23 protein-coding genes and 1 tRNA gene are annotated in these 23,756 nt (G+C 55.3%); 11 read left to right on the forward strand and 13 right to left on the reverse strand.

What is annotated here, in order from left to right; genetic code table 11:
- Positions 1-134 precede the first annotated feature (134 nt).
- Together KF784_11425 and KF784_11430 are read left to right on the forward strand one after the other, a co-directional pair.
- Positions 135-1,070 (forward strand): hypothetical protein, encoded by a 936-nt coding sequence (locus KF784_11425; protein MBX3119668.1) that lies wholly within the window; start codon positions 135-137, stop codon positions 1,068-1,070.
- Positions 1,071-1,096: 26 nt separating this feature from the next.
- Positions 1,097-1,459 carry a cupin domain-containing protein gene (locus tag KF784_11430; protein ID MBX3119669.1) on the forward strand — a complete coding sequence of 121 codons (363 nt, stop codon included), beginning with the start codon at positions 1,097-1,099 and terminating at the stop codon, positions 1,457-1,459.
- On the opposite strand, the gene KF784_11435 is transcribed toward KF784_11430, so the two are convergent.
- From KF784_11435 to KF784_11455, 5 genes are all read right to left on the reverse strand, one after another.
- Entirely contained in the window at positions 1,456-1,875 is a 420-nt protein-coding gene (locus KF784_11435; protein ID MBX3119670.1) for a response regulator, read from the reverse strand. The two genes, KF784_11430 and KF784_11435, sit on opposite strands and share 4 nt — an antisense overlap.
- A 24-nt stretch (positions 1,876-1,899) precedes the next feature.
- Positions 1,900-3,021, reverse strand: coding sequence for a response regulator (locus KF784_11440; protein ID MBX3119671.1), 1,122 nt, complete (start codon positions 3,019-3,021; stop codon positions 1,900-1,902).
- A complete protein-coding gene (locus tag KF784_11445; protein ID MBX3119672.1) occupies positions 3,018-4,916 on the reverse strand; it encodes a PAS domain S-box protein in 1,899 nt (632 codons plus the stop codon). The genes KF784_11440 and KF784_11445 overlap by 4 nt, the downstream gene beginning before the upstream one ends.
- The gene (locus KF784_11450) at positions 4,913-5,539 is read right to left on the reverse strand and encodes a hypothetical protein (GenBank protein MBX3119673.1); all 627 of its coding nucleotides are present in this window, start codon (positions 5,537-5,539) and stop codon (positions 4,913-4,915) included. The genes KF784_11445 and KF784_11450 overlap by 4 nt, the downstream gene beginning before the upstream one ends.
- 133 nt (positions 5,540-5,672) lie before the next feature.
- Entirely contained in the window at positions 5,673-7,319 is a 1,647-nt protein-coding gene (locus KF784_11455; protein MBX3119674.1) for an MmgE/PrpD family protein, read from the reverse strand.
- A 132-nt stretch (positions 7,320-7,451) separates the two neighbouring features.
- Here KF784_11455 and KF784_11460 point away from each other — a divergent pair, with 132 nt between their 5' ends.
- Positions 7,452-8,849, forward strand: coding sequence for a hypothetical protein (locus tag KF784_11460; GenBank protein ID MBX3119675.1), 1,398 nt, complete (start codon positions 7,452-7,454; stop codon positions 8,847-8,849).
- Here KF784_11460 and KF784_11465 read toward each other — a convergent pair.
- Positions 8,846-9,409, reverse strand: coding sequence for a hypothetical protein (locus KF784_11465; protein MBX3119676.1), 564 nt, complete (start codon positions 9,407-9,409; stop codon positions 8,846-8,848). The genes KF784_11460 and KF784_11465 overlap by 4 nt on opposite strands.
- Before the next feature lie 262 nt (positions 9,410-9,671).
- On the opposite strand from KF784_11465, the gene KF784_11470 reads away from it, so the two are divergent.
- Together KF784_11470 and trpA are read left to right on the forward strand one after the other, a co-directional pair.
- On the forward strand, positions 9,672-10,355 hold the full coding sequence (locus KF784_11470; protein ID MBX3119677.1) for a hypothetical protein: 684 nt from the start codon (positions 9,672-9,674) through the stop codon (positions 10,353-10,355).
- 41 nt (positions 10,356-10,396) lie between these two features.
- The gene (trpA, locus tag KF784_11475; protein MBX3119678.1) at positions 10,397-11,185 is read left to right on the forward strand and encodes a tryptophan synthase subunit alpha; all 789 of its coding nucleotides are present in this window, start codon (positions 10,397-10,399) and stop codon (positions 11,183-11,185) included.
- 42 nt (positions 11,186-11,227) lie between these two features.
- On the opposite strand, the gene KF784_11480 is transcribed toward trpA, so the two are convergent.
- Positions 11,228-11,938, reverse strand: a complete 711-nt coding sequence (locus KF784_11480) for a hypothetical protein (protein MBX3119679.1) — start codon at positions 11,936-11,938, stop codon at positions 11,228-11,230.
- 235 nt (positions 11,939-12,173) lie between these two features.
- Between KF784_11480 and KF784_11485 the strand changes: the two genes are divergently transcribed.
- Positions 12,174-12,575, forward strand: coding sequence for a hypothetical protein (locus tag KF784_11485; protein ID MBX3119680.1), 402 nt, complete (start codon positions 12,174-12,176; stop codon positions 12,573-12,575).
- Between the two features lie 85 nt (positions 12,576-12,660).
- On the opposite strand, the gene KF784_11490 is transcribed toward KF784_11485, so the two are convergent.
- A complete protein-coding gene (locus KF784_11490; GenBank protein MBX3119681.1) occupies positions 12,661-13,674 on the reverse strand; it encodes a prolyl oligopeptidase family serine peptidase in 1,014 nt (337 codons plus the stop codon).
- 134 nt (positions 13,675-13,808) lie between these two features.
- On the opposite strand from KF784_11490, the gene KF784_11495 reads away from it, so the two are divergent.
- Positions 13,809-14,753: an SDR family oxidoreductase gene (locus KF784_11495; protein MBX3119682.1), complete on the forward strand. Its 945-nt coding sequence runs from the start codon at positions 13,809-13,811 to the stop codon at positions 14,751-14,753.
- Positions 14,754-14,997: 244 nt separating this feature from the next.
- On the opposite strand, the gene KF784_11500 is transcribed toward KF784_11495, so the two are convergent.
- The gene (locus KF784_11500; GenBank protein MBX3119683.1) at positions 14,998-15,624 is read right to left on the reverse strand and encodes an HAD-IA family hydrolase; all 627 of its coding nucleotides are present in this window, start codon (positions 15,622-15,624) and stop codon (positions 14,998-15,000) included.
- Positions 15,625-16,077: 453 nt separating this feature from the next.
- On the opposite strand from KF784_11500, the gene KF784_11505 reads away from it, so the two are divergent.
- Positions 16,078-17,415 carry a hypothetical protein gene (locus KF784_11505; protein ID MBX3119684.1) on the forward strand — a complete coding sequence of 446 codons (1,338 nt, stop codon included), beginning with the start codon at positions 16,078-16,080 and terminating at the stop codon, positions 17,413-17,415.
- A gap of 72 nt (positions 17,416-17,487) precedes the next feature.
- Here the strand turns inward: KF784_11505 and KF784_11510 are convergent, their stop codons facing one another.
- The gene (locus tag KF784_11510) at positions 17,488-17,739 is read right to left on the reverse strand and encodes a hypothetical protein (GenBank protein MBX3119685.1); all 252 of its coding nucleotides are present in this window, start codon (positions 17,737-17,739) and stop codon (positions 17,488-17,490) included.
- 174 nt (positions 17,740-17,913) lie between these two features.
- On the opposite strand from KF784_11510, the gene KF784_11515 reads away from it, so the two are divergent.
- The 3 genes from KF784_11515 to KF784_11525 all read left to right on the forward strand — a co-directional run bounded on the left by KF784_11515 (position 17,914) and on the right by KF784_11525 (position 20,078).
- A complete protein-coding gene (locus KF784_11515; protein ID MBX3119686.1) occupies positions 17,914-18,951 on the forward strand; it encodes a restriction endonuclease in 1,038 nt (345 codons plus the stop codon).
- Between the two features lie 278 nt (positions 18,952-19,229).
- Entirely contained in the window at positions 19,230-19,745 is a 516-nt protein-coding gene (locus tag KF784_11520; GenBank protein ID MBX3119687.1) for a hypothetical protein, read from the forward strand.
- Positions 19,746-20,004: 259 nt separating this feature from the next.
- A tRNA-Gln gene (locus KF784_11525) sits at positions 20,005-20,078 on the forward strand.
- Here KF784_11525 and KF784_11530 read toward each other — a convergent pair.
- The 3 genes from KF784_11530 to KF784_11540 all read right to left on the reverse strand — a co-directional run bounded on the left by KF784_11530 (position 20,046) and on the right by KF784_11540 (position 23,753).
- A complete protein-coding gene (locus tag KF784_11530) occupies positions 20,046-21,593 on the reverse strand; it encodes a recombinase family protein (protein ID MBX3119688.1) in 1,548 nt (515 codons plus the stop codon). The genes KF784_11525 and KF784_11530 overlap by 33 nt on opposite strands.
- A gap of 181 nt (positions 21,594-21,774) precedes the next feature.
- Complete coding sequence (locus KF784_11535; protein ID MBX3119689.1) at positions 21,775-23,100, reverse strand: hypothetical protein; 1,326 nt, start codon at positions 23,098-23,100, stop codon at positions 21,775-21,777.
- Positions 23,097-23,753, reverse strand: a complete 657-nt coding sequence (locus KF784_11540) for a hypothetical protein (GenBank protein ID MBX3119690.1) — start codon at positions 23,751-23,753, stop codon at positions 23,097-23,099. The genes KF784_11535 and KF784_11540 overlap by 4 nt, the downstream gene beginning before the upstream one ends.
- Between the last annotated feature and the right edge of the window lie 3 nt (positions 23,754-23,756).

Genomic DNA, 23,756 nt, shown 5'->3' on the forward strand with positions numbered 1-23,756 from the left:
GTTATGGCTCCTGGACGCGCCTTGCGAATTCGCAAGGCGCGTCTAATTGTTCATCCTGCTCCTACTCCTCTTACGTCGCGATCAATGTCCCTACTGCCTTACTCAAAATCCGTGCATCGGATATCCTTCCACACATGCACCGTCGCCCAGAGCAGATCTCAGACACCGTACTTATGGTGCGCCCGGCTGCATTTGGCTATAACCCAGAGACCGCATCAAGCAACGTCTTTCAAACTGGCGCGAAGCTCGATCCCATCTCCGTCCACAACCAAGCGCTGGACGAGTTTGAACTGTTTGTGAAAGCGCTCAAAGGGGTTGGAGTACGGGTCCTCGTTGTTGAAGACACACCAACTCCCCAAAAGACCGATGCTGTCTTCCCGAATAATTGGATCAGCTTTCACGAAGATGGACGCGTTGTTCTGTATCCCATGCTCTCTGAAAACCGACGCTTGGAGCGCGAGAACCCGATCCTGAGTTCCCTCGGCGAGTATGAGATCTCTTCGACCGTAAATCTAATCCCGTTTGAAGAGGACGGAAAGTACCTCGAAGGCACCGGCAGCATGGTGCTGGACCGAGAAAACGGCATCGTCTATGCCTGCCACAGTCCCCGCACAAGCCCCGAGGTTGCAGCAAAGTTTGCCGAAGCCTTCGACTACCACCTCGTGATGTTCGACGCAGTGGACTCAACAGAAAAGTCGATTTACCACACAAACGTCTTGATGGCTTTGGGGGAAGCGTTCGTCGTTGTGTGTCTGGAAACCGTGCGCGACCAGGTCCAACTCAAACAATTGCAACACCTCTTTGCCGAGACGGGGAAAGAGATCGTCGAGATTAACTTGGCCCAGATGAAGCGGTTTGCTGGCAATATGCTTCAAGTTCGCAATGACGGTGGAGAGCGATTTGTCGTCCTTTCCGCCAGAGCATATGGCGCTTTGGACCCAAGCCAGATCGAAGCGCTTGAACGTCACGGCAAACTTATCCCTATCGATATCCCGACCATTGAGCAGTGCGGAGGCGGTTCTGTGCGCTGTATGATGGCGGAAGTTTTCTTGCCCAGAAGCAACAAATAACAACTCACGACTTACTACCCACGACAATGCCAACCCTCATCCCTTCCCCAACCCGCATCGAAGCCGCCGGCAACAAGCCAAAGGTCATCGACGAATACATAGGCCGCGTCAATTCTGGACATTCGGGTGTTTCAGTTGCACACATGCGCAGCCCCGGCGGATGGAAGGAACCAGGTCAACAGCCCGAGTTTGAAGAGTTCACCATCGTCCTTCGCGGAAAGCTTGTCGTAGAGTTCGAAGGTGGGGAGATAGAAGTCACGGCAGGACAAGCCGTTGTCAGTAAGCCTGGGGAATGGGTGAGATATTCCACGCCCGACGCTGAGGGCGCGGAATATCTTGCGGTATGTGTGCCTGGCTTCTCGCCAGACACCGTTCACCGCGACGCTTAAGCGGCCTTGTTTGAGCCCTGAAGTCTTCTCAGCTCAAGCAGATTGCGTAAACGCATTCGGAGTTCGAGAACGTCACAAGGCTTCGTCAGGACATCATCAGCGCCTTCGTCGATTAACTGCTGACGTACTTTGTACTCTCCGTTCCCAGTAAGCAAGACGACAGGCAAGGCATTGTACTTTTCCGACGCACGAATGACGCGAAGCATCTCAAGCCCTGTCATGCCTGGCATGTTCAAGTCCGATACGATGGCAGTTAAGTTGCCCTCTTCGAGCAGTTCAAGAGCTTCAGCTGCCCGACTGGCGAAGTGGCAATCCCAATCGGCACAGCGCGATCTTGTGATCCGGCGCAGGCCATCAAGAATCCTTGCTTCGTCATCGACAAACACGATTCGATATTGTTCGTTCTGTTCCTTCATGATCACCACTAAGCAAACACACCGTTACGCCGCACGACGTGCGGATTCGGCGCAATCTTCCAATTCAGTTCTAATGCGTTCAAGCTCATCTCGAACGCTCATCATTGCAGACACGACCCTCGGATCAAACTGTGACCCTGATCGCTCAAAAATATAGGCGACGGTCTCCCCTTCAGACATTGCGCCCTTATAGGGTCTGGGCGATCTCAATGCATCGTAGACATCGGCTACCGCCACAATGCGAGCCTCGATCGGTATGTCTTCACCGGAAACTCTTGCAGGGTATCCATTTCCGTCCCAATGCTCGTGGTGGTACCGTGCAATGTTGGCCGCCATCGCGAGCAAGGCATTCCCGCCTGAACTTGATGATTCGTCAACCTCACGCGAAAGGAGCGAAAACGTCGCTTGCAGCTCCTCACTCAGAATCTCCGCCCCGATCCGGCAGTGCTCCTGCATCGCTTGCCGCTCTTCGTCGGTCAGGCTTCCCGGCTTTCGCAAAATCGCATCGCTAATGCCGATCTTGCCGACATCATGGAGCGGGCTTGCCAAAAGAATATCGTCTTGGAAGCGCTCATCCATTCCCAACTCCTTCGCAAGAGTAAGGGAGAAGAGGCCCACCCGAAGAATGTGGTTGCCGGTATCGGAATCGCGCGCTTCAGCAGCCTTCGCAAGCCGAAAAACGATGTCCCTCTGAGATCGCTCAAGGTCCCGCGTTCGTTCTCGAACCCGCAGTTCAAGCAATTCGTTCTGGTGAAGTATCTGCTCTTGAAAATCCTTGAGAGCGATGACGTTCTTGAGTCTTGCAATCAGCTCGGCAGCGTCACAAGGTTTGTGCAGGAAGTCGGTTGCGCCCTTATCGAGAGCCTCGTGCAACAGCCTTGAATCCGAGTTCCCAGTGAGCATGATAAACGGAATTCTCGAATTCCGATCCCCCGCCCTCAGGTGTTGCAGCAAGTCTATCCCGGTCTTTCCCGGCATGTTGTGGTCAGAGACGATAGCATCAAGATCGGTTGACTGGATAATCTCTGCCGCTTCGGTAAAGCACTCGGCGAATAGAAACTCCCATTCGTCACGCATTGCCCGGAGCATGCGGCGCAGGGCGTCAAGCACATTGCGTTCGTCGTCGACGAGCAAAATGGTCTTCACGCGGCGCTCCAATCGAATGCGTCATCGCTCTCTCGACGCTCTATCGGGAATTTGAGCGTAAACTCAGTTCCCTCACCGACCGTGCTTTCGAGGGTGATAAGACCCTCATGCCGGTGAACGACGTTGTGGGTAATGGAAAGCCCTTGCCCAGTACCAATTCCAACGCCTTTTGTTGTAAAGAAGGGATCGAATACCTTGCGCTGAACATCCTCGGGAATTCCGCATCCGTTGTCACTGACCCAAAGAACAACGTTGCCGTCCTCCTCGTACGTCTTGATTTTGATAGTCCCCTTCTCGCCGTCTGTATGCTTCTCGCGAATAGCATGGGCAGAGTTGACGACAAGGTTCAAAATCACCTGGCCGAGCTCGCCAGGATGCCCTCTAAAGGTCGGCAGATTCGGGTCGAGGTCAGCCTCAACGTTGGCGACATACTTCCATTCGTTTCGAGACACGGTAAGGGTGCCTTCGATGATTCTGTTCAGTTCAACTGTCGTCCAGTTCTTGACACCGGGATGCGAGAACTCTTTCATCGCCTTGACGATTCCGCCTACCGTCTCAACGCCTTCGAGCGCCTGCGAAACCGCCGCTGGCATCTCTTCAGCGATAAAAGCAAGATCGGCATCCTTTTCAATCTGTCGTGCCTGCGGTTTCAATTCGCCCACTTGCAGATCATCCGGACTGCCCTCGATCAAGGTCTTGAAGCCATCTACCGCGCCGAGAACCTGCTCGATGCTGTCCTGCAAGAAGCGGATATTGTCACCGATGTACTGATTCGGGGTATTGATCTCGTGCGCAATACCTGCGGCCAAGTTGCCGATGCTCTCCATCTTTTGCGCTTGCGCCAATTGAGTTTCAAGCGAAATCTTTTCGGAAAGGTCGCGTACAAAAGCGGTGAACAAATGGATGGACTCACCCTTGATCGGGCAAACGGAAAGCTCAATCTCGAAAGCCTTGTCGCTGCGCCGCTGTCCCAGCAACTCCCATCGTGCATGAGTCGGCACGTGACTCACTTGAGTATGGAATTTGGACATCCGCTGGCGAAGCGCTTCACGACACTGCTCGGCGATGAGTAAATCGATAAAGTCTTTCCCTACCGCATCGTCAGCCTCAAGCTGAAAAATAGCAAGCGCCGCCGGGTTAATCTCTGTGATCAGACCCTCAGAGTCGAACGTAACGATCCCGTCCATGGCGTTATTCAAGACAGCAGCCTTATGGCGTTCGCTCGCCATCAACTCCGCTGTACGCTCGACAACTTGAGCTTCTATACGCTCATTTGAGAACTCGATCTCCGCTTGTCGTGACGCGTTCTCTTCCATATCACGACAACCGCGCACAATCGAGGCGACCAGAATAATGTTCTCAAAGACGACCCAACCGGCATGTTCGATAAACCGCCACTGTGCTCCGGCAAAGACACCGTACACCGAGGTCGGCATGTACAAGCCGCGATAAATATGGTCGACGAGAACAATCAGGGTTGCCGGTATCAGCAGCTTCCAGTCACGATAAAACGCAAGAAACGCCAAGGACCCAAATACGTGAAAGTGCGTCTCGATGCGCCCACCACTGATGTGGATGAGAAGCGCGCCCATCAGCATCTGATTGACGGCGACGACATAGCGCGTAAACGGTCTGCCCGGCCAAACTCCGGTGATAAACGCCGTTGGCATGGAGATCAGGCCGCCTAAAATCAAAGCCGTCCACACGTGAGGGTGGATCGCGCTCGATTGGCCTTCCCACGTCTTTGGACTCAGCGCTAGCGCCGCAATGATCGCGCCTAAATACTGCGCCATCATCAGGAAGCAAAAGAGGCGGTCCGTAAAGCGGTAGATAGAGTCGCGATGAGCTGCAAACAGCTCATTGGCCCGAGATTGTACTGGGAGTGCGCTTGTCATCTATTCGACCTCGGACTCTGTAAGGGGCAGCCATAAACGGGGGAGGCAGCAGGAGCTTTTCGTTGCTCTATAAGATCGCCAATCGCCATCGTCCCCTCGGACGCGCCCTCGTGCCCTCGCCCATTGGTTATTCCACCTTTGAACGTTAAATCACCGGACGGAGAATACAGAAACACTTGACCCGACGTCGCCGACTCATATTGCGCCTGGACCTCATCTTCACTGAGGAATTTGATGGCTGCGCCTTTTAGTCGCTGGGCATACTTCACATTCTCAGAGTTCGAAGATGGATTCGCGTTCGGGCCGCAGAAAACCACAGAGCAGGTGAGCTGTGACGGATACCGAATCAGAAGTTTTTCAAGGTTGACAAAGCTAGCGCGGGTACACGGGCATTCCGTGTGGGCGACCATGACAATCTGCCACTTGTTCGTATCTGTCTTTACTGGCGTCGAAGTAGGCTGTCCACCCTGTACGCCAGGGGTGGTCTCCCAAGTAAGAAAAGTGTTGAAGCCGACAGCGAGACAAATCACCCAAGTAAATATGCCGATGACAGCAAAAGCGCGCCTTAAACCGCGGGCTTTTGCTGTGTTCGCATCCTGCTTAACATCGGCTTTGCCTTCCATGACTCTTAGAAATGGTTGGCTCTGGGAGTGTCAGGTAACGTGCACTTTCTTGCGCCGATTGGCGCAAGAACTGCAAACTGGCAAGTTTGCGAGGATGCTTTTTGATGCTGGAAAGCAGGTTTAACTACCAGGACTATTCATAGCCTGGTCTACTCGCAAAAGCTGTGCTCGTTAGAGTGGCTAATTGGTCAGCATTCAAGCTACCTATGCTCTCCAATCGCTCTACAAAGCTGCTCACATCGGCTCCATCCGGCAATGATAATCCACCCAACAAGCTGAATTTATGCCGAAGAATATCGCGCAGATCGGCGGTTGTATTGCGGGCATGTCCGGCTGGGAACATCACGAAGCCGCTGTCCAAAACTTCCCCTCCCTCGTCCCGACTTGTCGGGATGGGGGAGGGGACTGAGGGGTGGGGGACATACGAGATTCTTACCGATGTCGGAATCCCTTCCGGATACTTCGCATCATAATCCGTCCCGCCGTGCTGGAAATCGATCTTCTGCATCAACGCCCGGGCGACCGGATGGTAGATCGCGCTGTCGGCGACCTGGTAGTCGTACGGATCAAGCATCAGGGCTTTCCAAACCGCATCGTTCGCCCCGCCGCCGGTGGGAAGCGCGCCGTGCTTGGCCTTGTACTCGAGCGCCTTTCGGATGAGTGTCGCCACGATGTAGGCCATCGAGTGGTCCGCGCTTTGGCGTGTCTTGGGGTCCTTCTTCATCGGGTTGCCGATGATTCCGAAAGCGGGCTCGTAGGCCAGGATGGTAATCCCTGCGATATTGCCGCCCTGCGGATCGTCGAGCAGCTGGGGATTGGCGGAAAGCAGATCAATCACCCCCTGCAAAGCCCCCGCCGACTGGTGCTCGTAAAGCCCAAGCTTAAAGTGCATCCCCATCACGGCAAAGTCGTCGCCCGAATGCGCCAGCACCAAGTCAAACGGCGAGTCCCCGCTCTCCTTCCATCGCTCTGCGCCCTGAGTCGTCGGCTCAAAGAAGCGGAAGACCGCTTCAGGATTTCGGAAGATATCCTTCGGTCCAACAAAGCCCGCCATCGACCGCTTCATGCAAAGGATCGCCGCTTCCGTGCTGATCGCCGCCGAGGCTCCTTTCGAGTCGCTGAGCTGCTTGCCCGCACGGATCGCCCGCCAAGGAATGTAGTGAGCCACAAACATCCCGATCGCACTTTCGATCTGCTCCGCCGTCGCCCCCATCAGCGCCCCATAGGTCGCCGCCGATCCGATGGCTCCGTGAACGACGTGATCGATCTTGTAGCTCTTCAGGCTGAAGACCTCAGCCAGCCGCCCCCGAATCTCATCCAGCAACACCATCGCCCGCAGAGCCGTCGCTCCGTCCAAACCCTTCTGCTGACAGGCCGCCATCACTACCGGATAGAAGTCGTTGTGTCCAAACTCGCCCGCGGTATGCCCAAGCTCCGGGTTGTAGCCGAAATTCGTGCCGTTGCTGTCCCATTCGCGAACCGCCGAACTGTTCGCGACAATCGCCTTCTCCGCCTTCACTTTCGCCTTCGAGCCGAAGACCGTCGCGCCGTTCGCATCTGGGTACTCCAAGGCTTCGGCGCGGAGAATGGTGGGGGCGTTGGTTCCCAGCGCAAGCGCCGAGAAGCCGCACAGAACAGCGTCGGTGTGGAACAGCCGCGTGCGCTCAAGAACTGCGGCAGAAGGACCGGAGCCGAGCTTGCCCGACATAAAGTCGATGGCGTACTGTCCGATGCCGAGGGCTTGGTTGGAGTCGCGAGAGAGGGTGACAAAGTTGCTCATGGAGTTCTGTTCATTCTAGCCCAGCGGAACCTGATATGGGGGCGTAACTCAATTTCGCAAAGACCATACAACTTTAACGTGAATTTTTCGATAGCGCAGGCCCCACCACAACGGATAATCTGCAACCCACTTATGATCCCATCGCGCGTCCCCACCTCCGCCGACTTCGAGGCCCTTGAATCGGAAATTGGCGACTACCTCTCTCACATCGACACGCTCCCGGCAGTGCCCGTGAAAACGCCGGAAGAGATTCGCATGGAGGTGGCACGGGCTTTTACATTCGACAGCCCCCGCTCGCTCCCCGACCTCATCCACGACGCGGCATGGATCGTGCGCGACGGCATTGTGCATACACCCCACCCGCGCTACTTTGGCCTGTACAACACGGCTTCCCTGCCTGCGGCGATCATGGCGGATGCGCTGGCGGCGACCTTCGACTCCCAGCAGGCTGCCTATTCGCATTCGATGGCGTGTCACGAGGTTGAATGGCATGCCCTTGCCGTCTTTTCCGACCTTCTGGGATGGACCGAAGGGGGCTTCTCCTCCTTCACCAGTGGGGGAGCCGAATCCAACCTAACCGGCGCGATCTGCGGGCTGACGTGGAAGTTTCCTTCATACGCAGCCGATGGCGTTCATGGGCTCAGCGGTCAGCCCGTGTTCTACGTCTCCGAGATCGCCCACGACTCTTTCCAGAAGATCGCGCACCACACGGGGATCGGGCGGTCGGCATTGCGGAGGGTCGCGGTTGAAGCGGACCTGCGCATGAGCCTTCCCATGCTTGAGCGAATGATCGCCGAAGATGAGGCAGCGGGGCGCCTTCCGTTTATGGTCGTGGGCACGGCGGGGACGACGGCATCCGGCATCATCGACCCACTGCCCGAGCTAGCCGACCTCTGCGAGAAGCACGGGCTTTGGCTGCATGTGGACGGGGCTTGGGCGGCGGCGGCGATCCTATCGCCCAAGCATCGTCACGTCCTCGACGGCATCGACGGGGCGCATTCGCTCACCTTCGACGCCCACAAGTGGCTGAACTGCCCGATGGGCGCGGGGATGTTCTTCTCTCGTTTGAAGGACCCGGTGGTGCGGGGGTTTGGGGTTCAGGCATCGTATATGCCTGCGCGGGTTGGCGATCTGGACGAGCCGTACATGACGACACTTCAGTGGTCACGCCGATTTATCGGTCTGAAGGTGGCGATGACGATGGCGACGTTTGGGCTGGACGGCTATGCCGAGATGATCGACCGCCACTTTCGCCAGGGCGATCTCCTGCGCAGACTTTTGAGAGAGAGCGGCTGGGAGATTCTGAATGCGACGCCGCTTCCGGTTGTCAACTTCACGCATCCGCGTATCGAGTCGGGAGCGGTGTCGCTGGAGGCGGCGCTTCAGTCGATCTTGGAGACGAAGGAATGCTGGCTGTCGATTGCGCCGGTCCCGCCTGACCGGAGGGGGTTGCGGGCCTGCGTGTCGGTGGTGGATACGAAGGATTCAGATGTGGAACGGCTGGTAGCCTTGTGCAACTCGCTGATCTAGCGCCGGTGTCCAAAATCACAAACCCAGATGAACTTGAGCTTGTGCCCAGGGGCAGGCAGATACGCGATGCCGATCTCATCAAAGTCCGGCTTGAGCATGATCGCGCGATGCCCGGGCGACTTTAGCCAATCCTCGATTGCTTCTTCGGGGGTGGTCTGACCGCCGGCAATATTCTGCCCAGCCAAGGAATAGGAGTACTTAAACTCCTTCATCCGGTCACCAACGCCTCGTCCAAGACTGTCGATGTGGTCGAAGTAGTTGTTCTTCGCCATATCCTCGGCCATCCATCGCGCACTTTGCGAGAGGGTCGGATTGATTTTCAAAGGCGCAAGCCCTGCTTTCGCACGCTCTGCGTTCGTGAGCTTCAAGCACTGCTCAATGTATCTGGCCTCAAGTTCGGTAGCGGTAGTCGCTGGCTTAACGAATTCGGGCTTGGCAGCGCATTCTCCGGGTTGAACCTGGACTTGGGGAAACTCAACGATCATCCGGGCCTGAGGCACCGGTATCGGCACAACCACCATAAAAGGCAGCATCAGCGTTATCCATTTCCCTGACTGCATCTTGCTCATTCCTTGCGCTTTGGCGTTCGCCGATGCGCATGTTCACGTCCTTATGAGCCGCCTTTACCACGAAAGATTACCGCCTTTCGAAGTGCCAACAAGATTCTACAACTGTTGCGGCTCACAAGCGCTTACATTGCAGATATTCCGCAATTCTTCGATGTTCTCTAGGGGGCAGACAGGAAGCTGGAACGTTTGCGGGGAGATGGGCTGATACCTTGAGATTCGAGCTCACTGACAAAAATCAAAGGATAATGAGTCTATGGTTTTCCGATCCATTCTAATTGCGACTTCCCTCTTGGCGGGGGCGCTTTTCGCGCAAGCACAGTCCAAAACCTACGGAAAAACCAATGCCCAGATCCTATCTATGGGGCGATCAAAGTGGTTCGACTTCTACACTTCGAAGGCCGGACAAAGTACGCTCGACATGTCGAATGCCGAGAGGCTATACGGAGCAGCGCTCAAGGAGCGCAACGACCAGCGCCTAGCCAAAGAATCAAAGACCCGAAAGGAAGCTATTGCAGCGATACGCAAGTCTGCCGACGCTTTTGGATACGGCATGATCTCGGTCGGCATCGCCTACAGCGGCGGAGGAACAATCTGGAATCCAGTGATTGCTGGGGTCTCTGCCGATACCGAAGAGGCGCTTTACGATGTTCTTTTCAAAAAGCCGCTGAGCAAAGAAAACCGTAAAGCTCTATCCTTTGCCACACTCCAAAAAGAAGTAGAGCAGATCGGCAGTCGGCTGGCTAAGGATCAAAAGCGGATCGCAGAATATGACACTCCAGACGGGACATATTACAGCGATGCCGTAAAAGCCCAGAGGGACTGCGTCGCGCTTCTGAAAACAATCACTGCTTCCGTAGCCAAACTCCGAACGAATGAACGCACCCGCATCGCCGCGCTCCTCAAGAAGTTTATCGACATGAGAGCAGGAATGAGCTAGCCTGCGGCCTTCAACCTCAATCAGCCAAACTATATCCCTCCATGGGAAAGATCTCCGAACGTTTTGCCGAGCTTCAGAAAAGGGGCGAAAAAGCGCTTGTACTCTTCGTGACGGCTGGAGACCCTGACCTCGAAGAGCTCCCCTCGATCCTCACGACATTGCAGGAAGCGGGCGCCGATCTGATCGAAGTCGGCATTCCATTCAGTGATCCCATCGCCGATGGCCCCGTCATCCAAGCCTCAAGTCAGCGGGCGCTCGACCGTGGCGTCACTCCACGCGCCGTGCTTGCCGCAATAGGGCAAGCAAACATAGAGGTGCCCGTTGTGCTGATGGGCTATTACAACCCCGTGCTTCGTTTTGGGCTTGATTCCTTTGCCGAAACAGCTTCGGGCCACGGTGCAAACGGAACTATCATTAGCGACCTAACTCCAGAAGAATCAAGCGCTTGGATTGATGCAAGCCGTGCGCACAGTCTCGACAACATCTTTCTAGCTGCCCCCACAAGCACCGACGCACGCCTCGACGAAGTTTGTCGGCGAGCATCCGGCTTTGTTTATGCTGTTTCCCGAACCGGGGTCACGGGTCATGCAAGTGAGGTTCCGCTCGAAGTCAGTGGGCTCGTCGGGCGGCTCAAAGCGAGAACAGAGTTGCCCGTCTGCGTGGGCTTCGGCATCAGCCGACCTGACCACGTTCGGATGGTATGCCAAGTCGCCGATGGGGCCGTTGTTGGCTCATGGCTCGTGAACCTTCTCGCCGAAGAATGGCAAGAGGGACGAGGAAGAGATCAAGTTCTAAAGGCCGTCCGCGAATTGGAGGACGCCACCCGATAGGTGTTTGGTGCGTTGGAGGTCGGATACCCGACATCCTCTCGATCAGCCCATTTTGCTAAAGTCGAACTTCGGTCCTTGAGCGGCCTGCCACTTCTTCTTTTGGTCAGCCGTAAGCACCGCCAAAGCGGCTGCTTCTGCTGCTTTCTTCCAAGCCAGCCGGGTCTTGCTGTCCTCCGCCTCAAACTTTCGAGCCATCTCCTCGATCTTCTTGTGATAGGCCTCTCGTTCCTTGATACTGTCCGGGTTCTTTGGCTGAGGAATGGCTCGGATTTGAACTTGGCGCTGCTCAAAGAGGTCTTTTGATTTCTTATCTGCGTCCTCTTGGATCTTGCGAATCTTTGATTCCTGGGCTGCCGAAATGCCGACGAGACCTTTTACATCCTTCGCCACAATTGCAAAAATCCCGTACTGCTGGATGAATATCTGGCGCAAGCGAGTCTGCTGCGTCTTGCTCAGAACAGCCAAGACCTGCCCCATAAGCCCGCCCATCTTCTTGTCGGCGGCCTGAACTTCCGACTGCGACGGCGGTGAACTGCGCTTATTCATGCTCATGATGAGGTCTTGTATCGACTGCCGGAGCGAATCGATCTTCTTCACCTGTGCGGGCGTTAGCTTGAGTTCCGTCTGAACAGCCTTAGCATTGAGCAACGGAATCGCGACCTCCAATGCCGAAGGTCGCTCTGCTGGCGATTGGGCAAACCCAAACACCGCCATCGAAAAAAGGAGAAGAATCGCTAAGAAACTGTTACGCATTGTAGACACCACTATAACACTTCAGACGTTCTTAGAGGCTCCAGGTCTCCCTCACCGAGGGATTCTGGGGCAGGGGTCCCGGCAATTCTCTCCGCCAGAGAGATTGCCAGCCGAAGGAAATACGGGTTTCTAGCGGAGCCGCTCAGAATACTGGGGTTTCGCTTGCCCAGAGTTGGAACAACAGTCGTGAGGAGGTCGATCCCCACGGGTGAAACGGGGGTCGATTAAGTGGGAAATGTATCTAGTAACATGGGACGATCATGATGCAAAAGTCGAAGCAAGCCTTGGCGGGCGAGTCACTGTTGAGGAGATGACGGTTTTTGCAGAAGAGTTGAAAGCAGTTGTCGAAGAGTTTGGGAGTCAGCCCTATTTGCTGATGCTCGACTATTCGCGAGCAAAGTCCTTCGACCTGAAGGCAACGGATGTGCTGATGTCGCTGAAAGACTTTTGTCTTGATGGCGGAGCTGAGAAGATAGTTTGCGTCGTTCGCGATGAAGAAGATCTTGCCCAGCACACACACAGCCGGCTGATGGCAGCCCTGGAGGGTAAAGAGCAGTTCGTTCTGCAGCCCGACGAGGCAACCTGGCCGGCAATCGAAAAGGTAGCGGTTTCCGCTCCCCAATTGAAAGTGGCTTAACCGGTCCAACTGAGTAACTGCGAATACAACAAAACAGCGTCGGGCGGCTGCCCGGCGCTGTTCTTATTTTGTGTGCAGATGCTGCCTACATCACTGACTGCAAATACCAATCCAGAATTTTTTGGAGCTCAAGCTTCCACCCGTCGATCTTGGGATCGTTCAGAATCCTAAAGCTGTGGTTTGCATTCGCCACCACGTCGAGCTTTACATTCACGCCCTTCGCCAGGAGAGCCGCAAAAAGGACTTCCGCGCTTTTGGGATCGACTCCCTTGTCTTCGGCCCCCTGCGCGATAAAGACCTTCCCCTTATAGTCCGACAGTTCGGCAATGGGAGACGACGCCAGGAATGTGGACCAACGACGATTCGGATGCCCAAAGAAGAACTTCTCGGTGCTCATCGGATCGGCCTGGATGCTCTTCCATTCGTCCAGCACATACGCTTCTCGGCTCTCCGGCGTCGAGCCATCGTCGTTAAAAAACACACCCTCGCGGGCACGGCTGAGAATATCGAAGAGCTGGCTCGGGCCTCCCCCTGCCATGACGGCGACATGGCTCGCACGAAGGTCCTTCGCCACCCGAGCCGCGACCAGTCCGCCCTCCGAATGCCCGATCACAAGGAGCTTTGAGGCGTCGATGTCTGGCAGTTTGTGGGCCGCTTTGATCGCGGCTTCGACGGCCTCGGCCCAGCGGTCGAGGGTGTGCTGCTCCAAGAACTCCTTGGAGGCTCCCCTTGCACCGCCCTCCTTAGGATCATCGAGATACTTCACACCTGGCTTCTCGATGATCAAGGCCCGCGCTTTGTCGACGGCGATCTCGTTCACGACGATATGCCCGCCAGCGGGGACCACCGCCTCGCCCTGCATGACAAAGCAGGACTGGCATCCCGACCCCTGCACATAGACAGCTAGCGGCAGCTTCTTCCCGCCTGGGTTCTCCGAAAGATAGAACGTGATCTTTCGGTCGAACTTATCCTGTGTGAAGTAGCGCAGATAGGGCTGGCGCGGCGGCTTTTGGGTGTCCTTGACCGGGGCATAGCGTTCAGGCGCTTGGGAGAGCGATACGGCCATAGCAATGCCAGCAAAGAGCGAGACAGCAAACATACGCTACAGATACTGCACGCAGACCCCTATCTGTTCCTTCTGCCGATGATACGAACGCTCGCCAAGGGTGTCTCACTAAAGAAGGCAGGTTAGGGAGGCTAAGAGTCCATGAAAACGGATAACCTAATGTACACATGCCGCAAGTCGCTGTCGTCACCGGCGGAGCCGGATTTTTAGGTTCACATTTGACCGACCGTCTCGTAACCGAGGGTTGGAATGTGGTCGTCATCGACAGCCTCATCACCGGATCGACCGACAACATCGCCCATCACGCAGGATCGGGCCGTGTCAAATTCATCCAGCAGGATGTCACCGAGTTCCTTTTTATCGAGGGTGCCGTGGATTATGTGTTCCACCTCGCCAGTCCGGCTTCCCCAATCGACTTCATCCGCTTCCCTATTCCCGTGCTGAAGGTTGGCGCGCTGGGCACGCATAAGGCGCTGGGATTGGCGAAAGCGAAGGGTGCAAAGTTTTTGCTTGCCTCGACGAGCGAAATCTATGGCGATCCACTCGTGTCTCCCCAACCCGAAACCTACTGGGGGAACGTAAACCCGATCGGCCCGAGGGGAGTGTACGACGAAGCCAAACGCTATGCCGAAGCCATGACGATGGCTTATCATCACTTTCATAGCCTGGATACGCGCATCGTCCGATTCTTCAACACCTACGGTCCCCGTATGCGGCTGGACGATGGGCGCGTAGTGCCAAACTTTCTGGCCCAAGCCCTGCGTGGCGAGCCTTTGACCGTCTATGGAGACGGCTCGCAAACCCGGTCGTTCGGCTACGTCGATGACATTATCGAGGGATTGTGGCGGCTCGCCATGTCCGACTTTCATGAGCCTGTGAACGTCGGCGCGGACGACGAGTACAGCGTGCTGGAGTTTGCCAAAGTGGTGTTGGAGGTGACGGGTTCATCCAGTCCGATCACCTACAAGCCCGCGCTTCAGGACGATCCCAAGCAGCGCCGGCCCAACCTCACCCGCGCCCGCGAAATCCTGAATGGCTGGGAAGCCAAGGTACCGCTGCGAGATGGGCTGAAAAGGACGGCGGAGTACTTCAGGGGAAAGATTTCGGAATAAAAGGTAAGGGAGGGCCAGCTATCAGCTAGTGAATGCTTGCGCACTCGACGCATTCTTCTTTGCGAGCTTGGTTCCTTTGCGCCCGTTGCGTGAAATCCCTAGAGCTTCACTTCGCAATGGAGCACGCCCAGCACGGCGCATTCACGAACCCCTTCTCTCTGACGACCCAGGGAGAAGGGGCAGGGGATGAGGGTTTAGACGGATAGCGGCAAATCCGGCTTTCAGCGGTGCCACCCTCGCGCCGTCATACCGTAACACCGTAACACCGCAAAGCCTCCTTCATCTGCCCCTCAACATCCCCATCCGGATCGATCTTCACCGCATTCCAGCCAAAGGCCTTCCCTGCCTCCACATTGATCAAGGTGTCCTCGAAATACAGGATCTCCCCCGGTTCAAGCCCCGACTGCTCCTCAAACATCCTGAAAAACCGCTCCTCCGGCTTGCTGACCCCCGCCTCTTGCGAGGCCAGCCGAACTTTCAGCTCGTGGATGTTCGGGAATTGGCCGGAGTGCATGGTCTGCCAGTGCGGCTCGTTGGTGTTGGAGAGACAGCCGGTCACCAGTCCAGCGGCCTGCAGCTCACGCACGATCTGGAGCGTCCCTGGATACATCTCTTTAAGAATGGCGTTGTGGGCGACTTTGGCCTGATCGGGCTCGATGCCCAGGAACTCTCCAAGCTTGATCGCGTATTCGTCAAAGGGGATCAGGCCGTCCTGAAAGGCGTCGAATTCGGGAAAGCCACCCAGGGGAAGGTTATCGAGCAACGGCTTGGAAGGGGTCAGCCCGGCATGGACCAGGGCGTCGTTCCAGGTGTGGCAGATGCGGATCATCACCCCGCCGATATCAAAACACACCCCGCGAATCTTTGCCATCCTTGGTCAGCTCCTACAGGAGTTTATCGGTTTCTTGCGCCTCGAAACTTGGAACGGCGTGGGAGGGCAACGCTTCGTCGTTGCCGCTTAACCCCTCCTTTGTCTCGACGACGAAGTCGGCGTGATGGGGGAGGGGCAGGGGTGGGGGTTCCAGGTTTCTTTTTCTCCACCCCCATCCCACAGTTTGCTATCGCTCACAGGTCCCTTCCCCCTGTCATATGGGGAAGGGATCAGACACTCGGCATAGAACCCTCCATATCGGCAGATATGGAGGGATCGGAGCCGTAGGCGGTATCTTCACCCCATGACCACCCGGCGGGAATTCCTCATCGGCATCGGCGCGTAGCAGACCCCCCTCCCCCTGCGAAGCGAGGGGGAAGGGGCAGGGGGTGGGGGTAGTTACCGCCTCTTTTGCACCAAACACAGGGTGAAAACCCCAGGTATCTTCACCTCATGACCACCCGGCGGGAATTCCTCATCGGCATCGGCGCTTGCGCGGCGGCGACCGCCCTGCCCAAAAGCCTGTGGGCCGCAGCCCAACAAACCCAGATCATTGCCAAAGCCAACCTGGACTTCCTGCGCGCCCTCGCCAAAGACACCGTCAAGCTCGCCACTCTTGCCCCCGGACAAGGCGGCAACGCCTGCGGATTCCCCCTCATCACCCCCGGCGGCAGCTACCCCGCATTCTGGATTCGCGACTTTTCGATGGCCCTCGGCAACGGCCTGATCGACGCGCCCACTGTGCTCAATCACCTGCGCCTGGTCGCCAAAACCCAGAACGGCCCAACCGAGCGCAAGCTCAAAAGCGGGGCGATCATCCCGCCCTACGCCATCGCCGACCACATCCGCCCCGATGGTCAGCCCGTCTTCTATCCCGGCACCTACTCCCCGGGCGAAGATCAGGGCGGCGAGCCTTGGGGCATCCTGCCGCCCATCGACGACCACTACGAATTCATCAACATCGCCCACGAATATTGGCTGCTCACCCGCAAGCCGGACTTCCTGAATGAATCCATCGAGGGGATGACCCTCTTCGACCGCCTTGCCAAAGCCCTCGACTGCCCCGCGATCGACGCCGAAACCGGCCTCGTCTTCACCACTCCCGAGCGGCGAGCCGTCGGGTTTGGGTTCTGCGACACGGTCTACATGACCGGAAATCTCCTGTTCGCTTCCCTGCTTCGCCACCGTGCCCTTGGGCAGATGGTCGTCCTTTGCCGCGCTTGCAAGAAGACGGAAAGGGTCGGCGAGTATCAAAAGAGTCGAGCTTTGCTGGAGCAGAGCCTGCTCCAGCACTTCGCCAACGACGGTTGGCTGATGGCCAGTACCGGGGTCGGACGGCAAGTGGATGTCTGGGGCACCCTCTTTGCCCTGCACATCCAGGCGGTTCAAGGTGAGCCCGCCAACATCCTGCGCCGAACGGTTATCAACGCTGTGCGTGAGGGCACTATCCACTACAAAGGTGCTGTGCGGCATGTGCCCACCGATAAGGATTTCTCGGCAACTTCCGCTTGGGAGAAGACGGCTGGGGTGACGCTGAACACCTATCAGAACGGCGCTTATTGGCATGTCCCGACCGGGTGGTTGGTTGAAACGGTGTCGTCGATGCATCGGGGTCTGCCACCGCAGTTGGTGGCGGAGATGGTGGCGCACTTTAAGGCGGAAGACTGGCGGAAGAAAGAGGATAAGAAAGGCGCGCCGTGGGAGTGCCTGTCACCGGTGAATGACTATCGGCAGAATCCGGCCTATATGGCGTCGGTCACGCTGCCCTTGAGCGTGCTGAGCAAGCTATAAAGACTCCGCGCCACCTCCCTAAGATTGCCACCGTCGGGAGTCGTCGACGACCCTACAAGGCAACAAAAACGCCTAAGGCATTAATAAGGCTGACCGATCCCAGATCGTAATACGATTGCGCATGAGTTCAGCCCGTTCCATGCACTGCTTGACACAACGCTTGTCGACTGGCTCTGACCGCCAAATGCTATCATCAAGATCAAAACGCAGAACTTGGTCTCCAAACACTAATACTGCACAGTATAGTGAAGGAGAAATGTCAATAGCATCAAGGTCGCGAATGATAGTTTTGAGAAACGTCGAATAAGCTTTAATATAGTGCATTCATACATTTTACAATAATGCTTTCTTGTTGTATGTCCCTTTTAATACCTCAAAACGCTTGTGTGCTGAGGTACGAATACCTCAGTCCGTTAAGCTGGGATTGCCTAAACTTGAGATGGTTGCGTCCTGAGCATCAAAGAGGGGACATGTGTAAGAATAAGATGAGGATGCAGATTGGCTAAAGGGCTCAATATTCTGATTTTGGCTGATAATGACAATGGCCAGAACATCGTACGAATGCTGGGAGAAAGCTTTTTGTCGGCGGGTCATCGCATTCTTCCAATCGGTAATCAGCATATTTCTGACCCTAACATCAGCTCACTATTCTTGCCAACTGCCACTCAGCCAAAACTAATACATACAATCGCTTTGGGAATTGAAACAATCGATCACTTTATTCCGCGCTACGATGCAGTGATCGTAGCATCGGGAACGAGACAACCCAGTGACACAGAGATCGACTTCCTTGAGAGAATGAATGTACCACTATTTAAGATCACTCCCCTTTGGGACTATGATGCCACTAGCGATAGGACAAAACAATCCTTTACAGATGAGGAGTTACGCGCTCTTATCAGGTACACGAACAAACCTGCCGGAGTGTATTTTTCTCAACTACCAGAATCAATCGTTAACGATACAAATCGTTGGATTACTGAGGTTCCAGAGCTAATTCTGTTCAGAGACTCAAAGTATTTCATCGACTTAGTTGAGTTTAGTTGTAACAAGAAAAATGTATTTGTAACCGATCTATCACTACCTGAGATCAATCTTGTCACGCTTTCCGATTGCTGGGACGAAGTTTTCAAGACACTTAGTTGGAACTATGACCAGGTTGTACAACTTTCGAGTGATCGATTTGAGGACATGGTGGGTGAGTTACTTTCTCGCGAAGGATTCGAGGTGACACCAACCGCCAGGACGAGGGACGGCGGAAAGGACTTTATAGTATCGAATCGAAACATCCTGGGTGAACACCTGTTCTATGTCGAAGCTAAACATCCGTTGCCCAAAAATCCAATTGACGTCACAGTTGTTAGATCGCTCTATGGTGTGATTCAGCTAGACCGTGTTAATGGAGGCATGATAGTAACGTCAAATCGGTTCACCAGAGACGCCATCGATGAAGCCAGTGGTATCTCGAATTTTATCACCCTGCGCGACGGTCAATACCTCGCCGACTGGATCAAGCGCCACGCAAAGCAACCCTGACGGACGGTTATGATGCCTCAGGACGCACTTATCGCTGTCTATTGGGGTTGGTTGCATGAAGTCCTGAGGCTAAGAGACTGTAACTGGCCAAGAGCGGGAAGTGCGGGATCGGATAGCAACTTCCGCCTTCTACGGACGCTGTATATTCTGAGCGTGCGACCGTCGTCTGAAGGAGAGTGAGTTTGAAAGCACAGGTCTTAGCATCAGGACTGTAGGCGGTACAAGAAATGATCAGCACAATGTGCGTCCTCAGGCATCTATAGCTGGTACGTTTGGTCATGTCTGCCACAAATGATCTGACCGAGCTAATGAACAGAATAACCGAGGCTTTTGGCAACGACCGCCGCGCTTTCAGTTCACTTGAAGAGATCGTGCAGCACCCTTCAGGGCTTTCACGTATGCAACGGCGTGAAGCGCAGAAACTGATTGGCAAGACATGTGAAGCGGCTGATCCGACGGTTTTCTGGATCGTCGAACCGTGGTATCTCACGATAGAAGCCTATAAGCGCTTTGCTCCGTGCTTCTTGATTGCCTTTCTTGAAGAGGATAATGCAACGGCACCAACAAAGAGCAGCCTTTGTCCAGAATCAACGCCCCGCTTCCTTAACTGGCTTTTTCGTGGAGCGGTAGCAGAGCGTAATCGACAATGGGAGCATTGGCTGACATTAGAGCTGATTCCAAACTGTGACAGAGAAATGCTTGCAGCCCTGGCGCAATATGTAAGCTACTGCACTGATAGCCAGCAAGGAGAGGCGTGCAACTGTTACGAAAGACTCTGGAGCAGGTACGTTTAACAAAGTTTGATGCCAATAGGGATGTTTCCGAGCGCAGGCTGTAGAGGCGCACTTCGATGTCTCCGATCTGAATCCCCGTCTGTGTAGCCGGATTTTTTTTGCCTCAGGGTGCGCATACCTCAATACTTTTCTTGTCCCAGTCCGTAGCCCAGAGGCTTGTACCAGCGGCTCCCCCCCTTCAAACAGACCCGCTCCAAACCCAGTCCCACCGGCCGCCAACCACTCTCAAGCAACGAAGGTATAATCTCGCCCTTCGAGCTGCCCGCTCGTCTAATGGCAGGACGGCAGGTTCTGGCCCTGTTAATCGAGGTTCGAATCCTTGGCGGGCAGCCAATTTTCAATTTCACGGTTTTCGCCGTTCTTTTCACATGTTTCGAGCATGGATTTGAACGGCTCTTGAAGCGAAAGCTGTACATATCGACCGTCGTAGAGGGAGTTCGAACACAGCACTTTGAGCAACTCTCGCTTTTCCTTAGAGTTAGCCTTCTCGAACCTGGAATGGCAGTTCGATCCTAATTCCAGAAGGGATACACCGAGCTCAAAATACGATGACTGGGCCTTGCCGAGGTTTGAGAGCAACAATTGCCCTTGGTCCAACTCCAACTCCCACTTGGCCTTGAGCTTATCGTAGGCTGAGAGCGGCACTTGCCCGTTCAGCTTATCTATGTAGAGTGCTTCCAACTTGGCTTCCAGACTCTTGCACTCAGCCTCAAGAGACTCCCTTTGGTCAACATGGAAGGCGCGTTCTTCGGTCAGACTCTCGAGTAGCGCCCTGCGCAACATCTCCAGTATTTCTGGATCGATCCTCAGCCCTCGGAGCTTGTTTGAGATTTGGGTCGTAACCTGCTCTTCTTCTATGCACTTCTGTCCAGGGCACCTCCCCTTTCTTCCTGTGCAGTGGTAGTAGACGTACTTGCCTTTCTTCATCTCGGCCGTGATCGCGCAGCCGCAATGGGCGCAGGTCAGCATCCCTTTGTAGGTGAACTCCAGCACACCGAAGCCCGTCTTGTTCCGGTTGCGCCCGTGCATGACATCTTGCACTTTCTCAAAGAGCTCCTTTGAGACAACTGGTTCATGGCTGCCGACGTATACATGCCTGTTCCACTGTATCAAGCCACAGTAAATCGGATTGGACAGGATTTGGGCTATACCGCTCTTATGGATTCTGTTGCCGTTGCGCGATCGCAAGCCAATCTCGATTGCCAGTCGCCTTACGCTATCAAGAGACAGCCCCTCGTCGGCATAGGCGACAAACAAACGCTTGATCTTCGGAGCAAGGGACTTGTCAAGACGAATCGTGCGCTTTGCACCGCTGACCACGTTGATATAACCGTAGGGAGCATAGGACGGCCAGATTCCTTGCCGCGCCTTTTCCTCCATTCCCTTCCGGGTTTCTTCTGAGAGGTTGTCGATATAGTTCTTGGCAACGACCAGCTTGATATCGTGGATGAACTTCTCGTGACTCTTAGACGATGGCGTCAGGATCGTCCCCTCTTTGACAAAATGTAGCGCAACGGCCAGCTCGCCGACCTTGACCCGGTCAGAGAGGTTACGGTACAGACGGTCGATTTTCTCGCAGAGGATCGCGCTAACCCGCTTTGAACGCACTAATGAAAGCATCTGCTGGAACTCGCTCCGCCCAGCTTCCTTGGCAGTTTCGGCCTCCACAAATTCCGCGATCACCTGCAAGCCGCGATCCTGAGCGTAACGGCGCAAAAGACCAAGCTGAGCATCGAGCGAGTAGCCTTCCTGCTCTTGCTCTTTAGTGGAAACCCGGGCATAAAGCACAGCGCTCTGAACTTCCTGAACTTTGACGGCCTTTCGGGCCGAGCGACGACCGTAAGACATGGGATCACATTTTACGACGGCTTTCTGTCGATCCAAATGGAAATCTTGAGAAACTGGATAACTCGCGCGTTGTAGAGCTTGGATTCTTCCAGGGAGACTTCCCTGCCGAGCTTCCGGCACCAGATTTTTCGCACTTCCTCTAAGGTATGTCGCTGCTCGTGCGTACAAAGGGGGACTGCGTTCACGTCCAACCCTTCTTAAGCCGGGTCCACAGCCAGCCCAATCGACCATATTTGCGGCGTTCTGCAATCGATCGCCTTTCAGAGGCTGGCTCGTCCTCAGATTGACCGAGCAACGCCCGCTCCGCAGCATACGAGATTCCGGCCGCATCCATCTCTTGGTCTTCGAGACGGCGTAGCTCTTCGAGCGTGAAGGTTTCACGAATTGAGGAAGTAATTGACTTGGAGTGTTCTTCGAGTTCAGTCCGGACGAGTAAAGTCAGCTTGTAGTGCTGAAATAGTCGTGAGGCTTCAGCGAAGCGAGGATCCTGGCGGATACTGTCCTGAGCTTTGGCCTGAAGGTAGGCCAAGTACGTCAGATTAGCCTTGCGCTCACCCTCCATCAATCCCAAGCAGACGTAGCTGGCGACGATGGGTAGCGACAGCGTCAACGCAACAAAACCCATCTCCAGCTTCGTCAGTTTCATGCTTGAGAGACTGGAACTCTCGACCAGCCCTTTGAAGAGCCCCACTTGCTCAACCTTGGACTCGATAACGACGAACGCAACGGCTAGGCCAATCAGGAGAAAGCCGTAAAGCCACGGCAGCGTGTTTCGCGCAAAGGAGCTTTTCACACCGAGACGGTAGAGGCTCCCGCCAACCGACGTCGCAAGCGGCGTCAACACCGAGCCGACCAAATACATGACAGCAATCCCGAGCGCTACAAAGAGCAAAATTAGCGGCAGTTCTTCCCCTATGGAAGCCAGCTCTAACTTGTCGATCAGCAGACCAAGGCTAAGGCCAAAGACAGTGCCGCCGCCGATGACCGCGACCAACTTGTGGAGCCAGCCGTAGAGCGCTGAGGGCTTTTGTGAAGGTGAAGGCAGTCCATGCTGACCCGCCAGTTCTTCCAACGAACACGGCTCGTCACTTCCAAGCTCTAGGGAGGAGGCACTTGGGCGTAACGCAATGCCAAGCGGGGCCAGTATCGCCGCCAAGTCTGAAGCTCTCTCGGTTTCGTCTTGCCGTGCCTGTTTGAGCGCGTCTTGCACTTCAGACAGTTCGCGGCGGAGCATGTCGTTTCGCTCGTTGAGGCTATCCGCCATGTCTTGTCGAAGGCGTTTGACGTTCTCTGAGGCGGCCACCGCGTTCCAGCAGAGTAGCCATGGGACCAGACGCTTGGCATCCTCAGGGGACTCTCTGGCGGCGGTCCCGGCTTCTAGCATGGCTTCGGCATCATGCGTCAGCACGGGAGGAGAATAGACGAAATGCCGAGGGACCGGATCGCCGTCTTTGTCCCGGACCCTGGGGATCACATTGGTGTACGGCGTGGCGGTTTCAACTCTCACTGGCTTCCTCCACTTTGCGCCAGTCGGATGCGCTCAATGAGCATTTCTTGAGAGTCGTTAGAGCCCCGAACGAAGCCCTTATCACCCAGCGGTTCTAACCAGTTCGACCAGCGAGTTCGATGTTCGGGCAAAACCCCGGCGACAACCAGACACTCAAGTTTTGGGTTCTTAGACAATAGGCCGATGCTCTCGCGAATACAGCGAACGACATGAGCGCTCATATCCTCAATGCCGCCGTCGGTGATGACGATGGCGACGACGGGAAGTTTGGAGCGCTCGGTAGTTTTGACGAGTTCGGTCAAGACAAGTGCCGTCTGGGTGCCGGGTTTTTCTTGAGCCTTGGCGGTAGCGAGTAGTGGCTGGCCAATCCGCTGGTTGAACGTTCCCCGGCTGTGGATCGGTGGTCCCTGATAGATCGTCCGGGAGGTATTGGCAAATGCAAGAACCGTCAGGTCCCCTTGAGAATCCAGTCGCCTCTGGAAAGAGTAGAGCGCCGCGCCGTAGCGGTTCGTCAGCTCCGGGCTTGGGCAGCTGACATCGATGGCGACGACAAGCGAAACGGGCTTCGTTGCTTCCCGCTTGCATCCAGCGAACGCTATTAGGATTCCGGCGGTAAGAACGATTGAGAAAACGACAAGAGATGTTTTTGACATGAG

The organism is Fimbriimonadaceae bacterium (assembly GCA_019638775.1).
Lineage (GTDB): Bacteria > Armatimonadota > Fimbriimonadia > Fimbriimonadales > Fimbriimonadaceae > JAHBTD01.

What these genes read in the sequence shown, in the direction of transcription:
- KF784_11425 (MBX3119668.1), top strand. Translation starts at nt 135, where the DNA reads ATGCACCGTCGCCCAGAGCAGATCTCAGACACCGTACTTATGGTGCGC.
- KF784_11430 (MBX3119669.1), top strand. Translation starts at nt 1,097, where the DNA reads ATGCCAACCCTCATCCCTTCCCCAACCCGCATCGAAGCCGCCGGCAAC.
- KF784_11435 (MBX3119670.1), bottom strand. Translation starts at nt 1,875, where the DNA reads ATGAAGGAACAGAACGAACAATATCGAATCGTGTTTGTCGATGACGAA.
- KF784_11445 (MBX3119672.1), bottom strand. Translation starts at nt 4,916, where the DNA reads ATGACAAGCGCACTCCCAGTACAATCTCGGGCCAATGAGCTGTTTGCA.
- KF784_11450 (MBX3119673.1), bottom strand. Translation starts at nt 5,539, where the DNA reads ATGGAAGGCAAAGCCGATGTTAAGCAGGATGCGAACACAGCAAAAGCC.
- KF784_11455 (MBX3119674.1), bottom strand. Translation starts at nt 7,319, where the DNA reads ATGAGCAACTTTGTCACCCTCTCTCGCGACTCCAACCAAGCCCTCGGC.
- KF784_11460 (MBX3119675.1), top strand. Translation starts at nt 7,452, where the DNA reads ATGATCCCATCGCGCGTCCCCACCTCCGCCGACTTCGAGGCCCTTGAA.
- KF784_11465 (MBX3119676.1), bottom strand. Translation starts at nt 9,409, where the DNA reads ATGCAGTCAGGGAAATGGATAACGCTGATGCTGCCTTTTATGGTGGTT.
- KF784_11470 (MBX3119677.1), top strand. Translation starts at nt 9,672, where the DNA reads ATGGTTTTCCGATCCATTCTAATTGCGACTTCCCTCTTGGCGGGGGCG.
- trpA (MBX3119678.1), top strand. Translation starts at nt 10,397, where the DNA reads ATGGGAAAGATCTCCGAACGTTTTGCCGAGCTTCAGAAAAGGGGCGAA.
- KF784_11480 (MBX3119679.1), bottom strand. Translation starts at nt 11,938, where the DNA reads ATGCGTAACAGTTTCTTAGCGATTCTTCTCCTTTTTTCGATGGCGGTG.
- KF784_11485 (MBX3119680.1), top strand. Translation starts at nt 12,174, where the DNA reads ATGTATCTAGTAACATGGGACGATCATGATGCAAAAGTCGAAGCAAGC.
- KF784_11490 (MBX3119681.1), bottom strand. Translation starts at nt 13,674, where the DNA reads ATGTTTGCTGTCTCGCTCTTTGCTGGCATTGCTATGGCCGTATCGCTC.
- KF784_11495 (MBX3119682.1), top strand. Translation starts at nt 13,809, where the DNA reads ATGCCGCAAGTCGCTGTCGTCACCGGCGGAGCCGGATTTTTAGGTTCA.
- KF784_11500 (MBX3119683.1), bottom strand. Translation starts at nt 15,624, where the DNA reads ATGGCAAAGATTCGCGGGGTGTGTTTTGATATCGGCGGGGTGATGATC.
- KF784_11505 (MBX3119684.1), top strand. Translation starts at nt 16,078, where the DNA reads ATGACCACCCGGCGGGAATTCCTCATCGGCATCGGCGCTTGCGCGGCG.
- KF784_11510 (MBX3119685.1), bottom strand. Translation starts at nt 17,739, where the DNA reads ATGCACTATATTAAAGCTTATTCGACGTTTCTCAAAACTATCATTCGC.
- KF784_11520 (MBX3119687.1), top strand. Translation starts at nt 19,230, where the DNA reads ATGTCTGCCACAAATGATCTGACCGAGCTAATGAACAGAATAACCGAG.
- KF784_11530 (MBX3119688.1), bottom strand. Translation starts at nt 21,593, where the DNA reads ATGTCTTACGGTCGTCGCTCGGCCCGAAAGGCCGTCAAAGTTCAGGAA.
- KF784_11540 (MBX3119690.1), bottom strand. Translation starts at nt 23,753, where the DNA reads ATGTCAAAAACATCTCTTGTCGTTTTCTCAATCGTTCTTACCGCCGGA.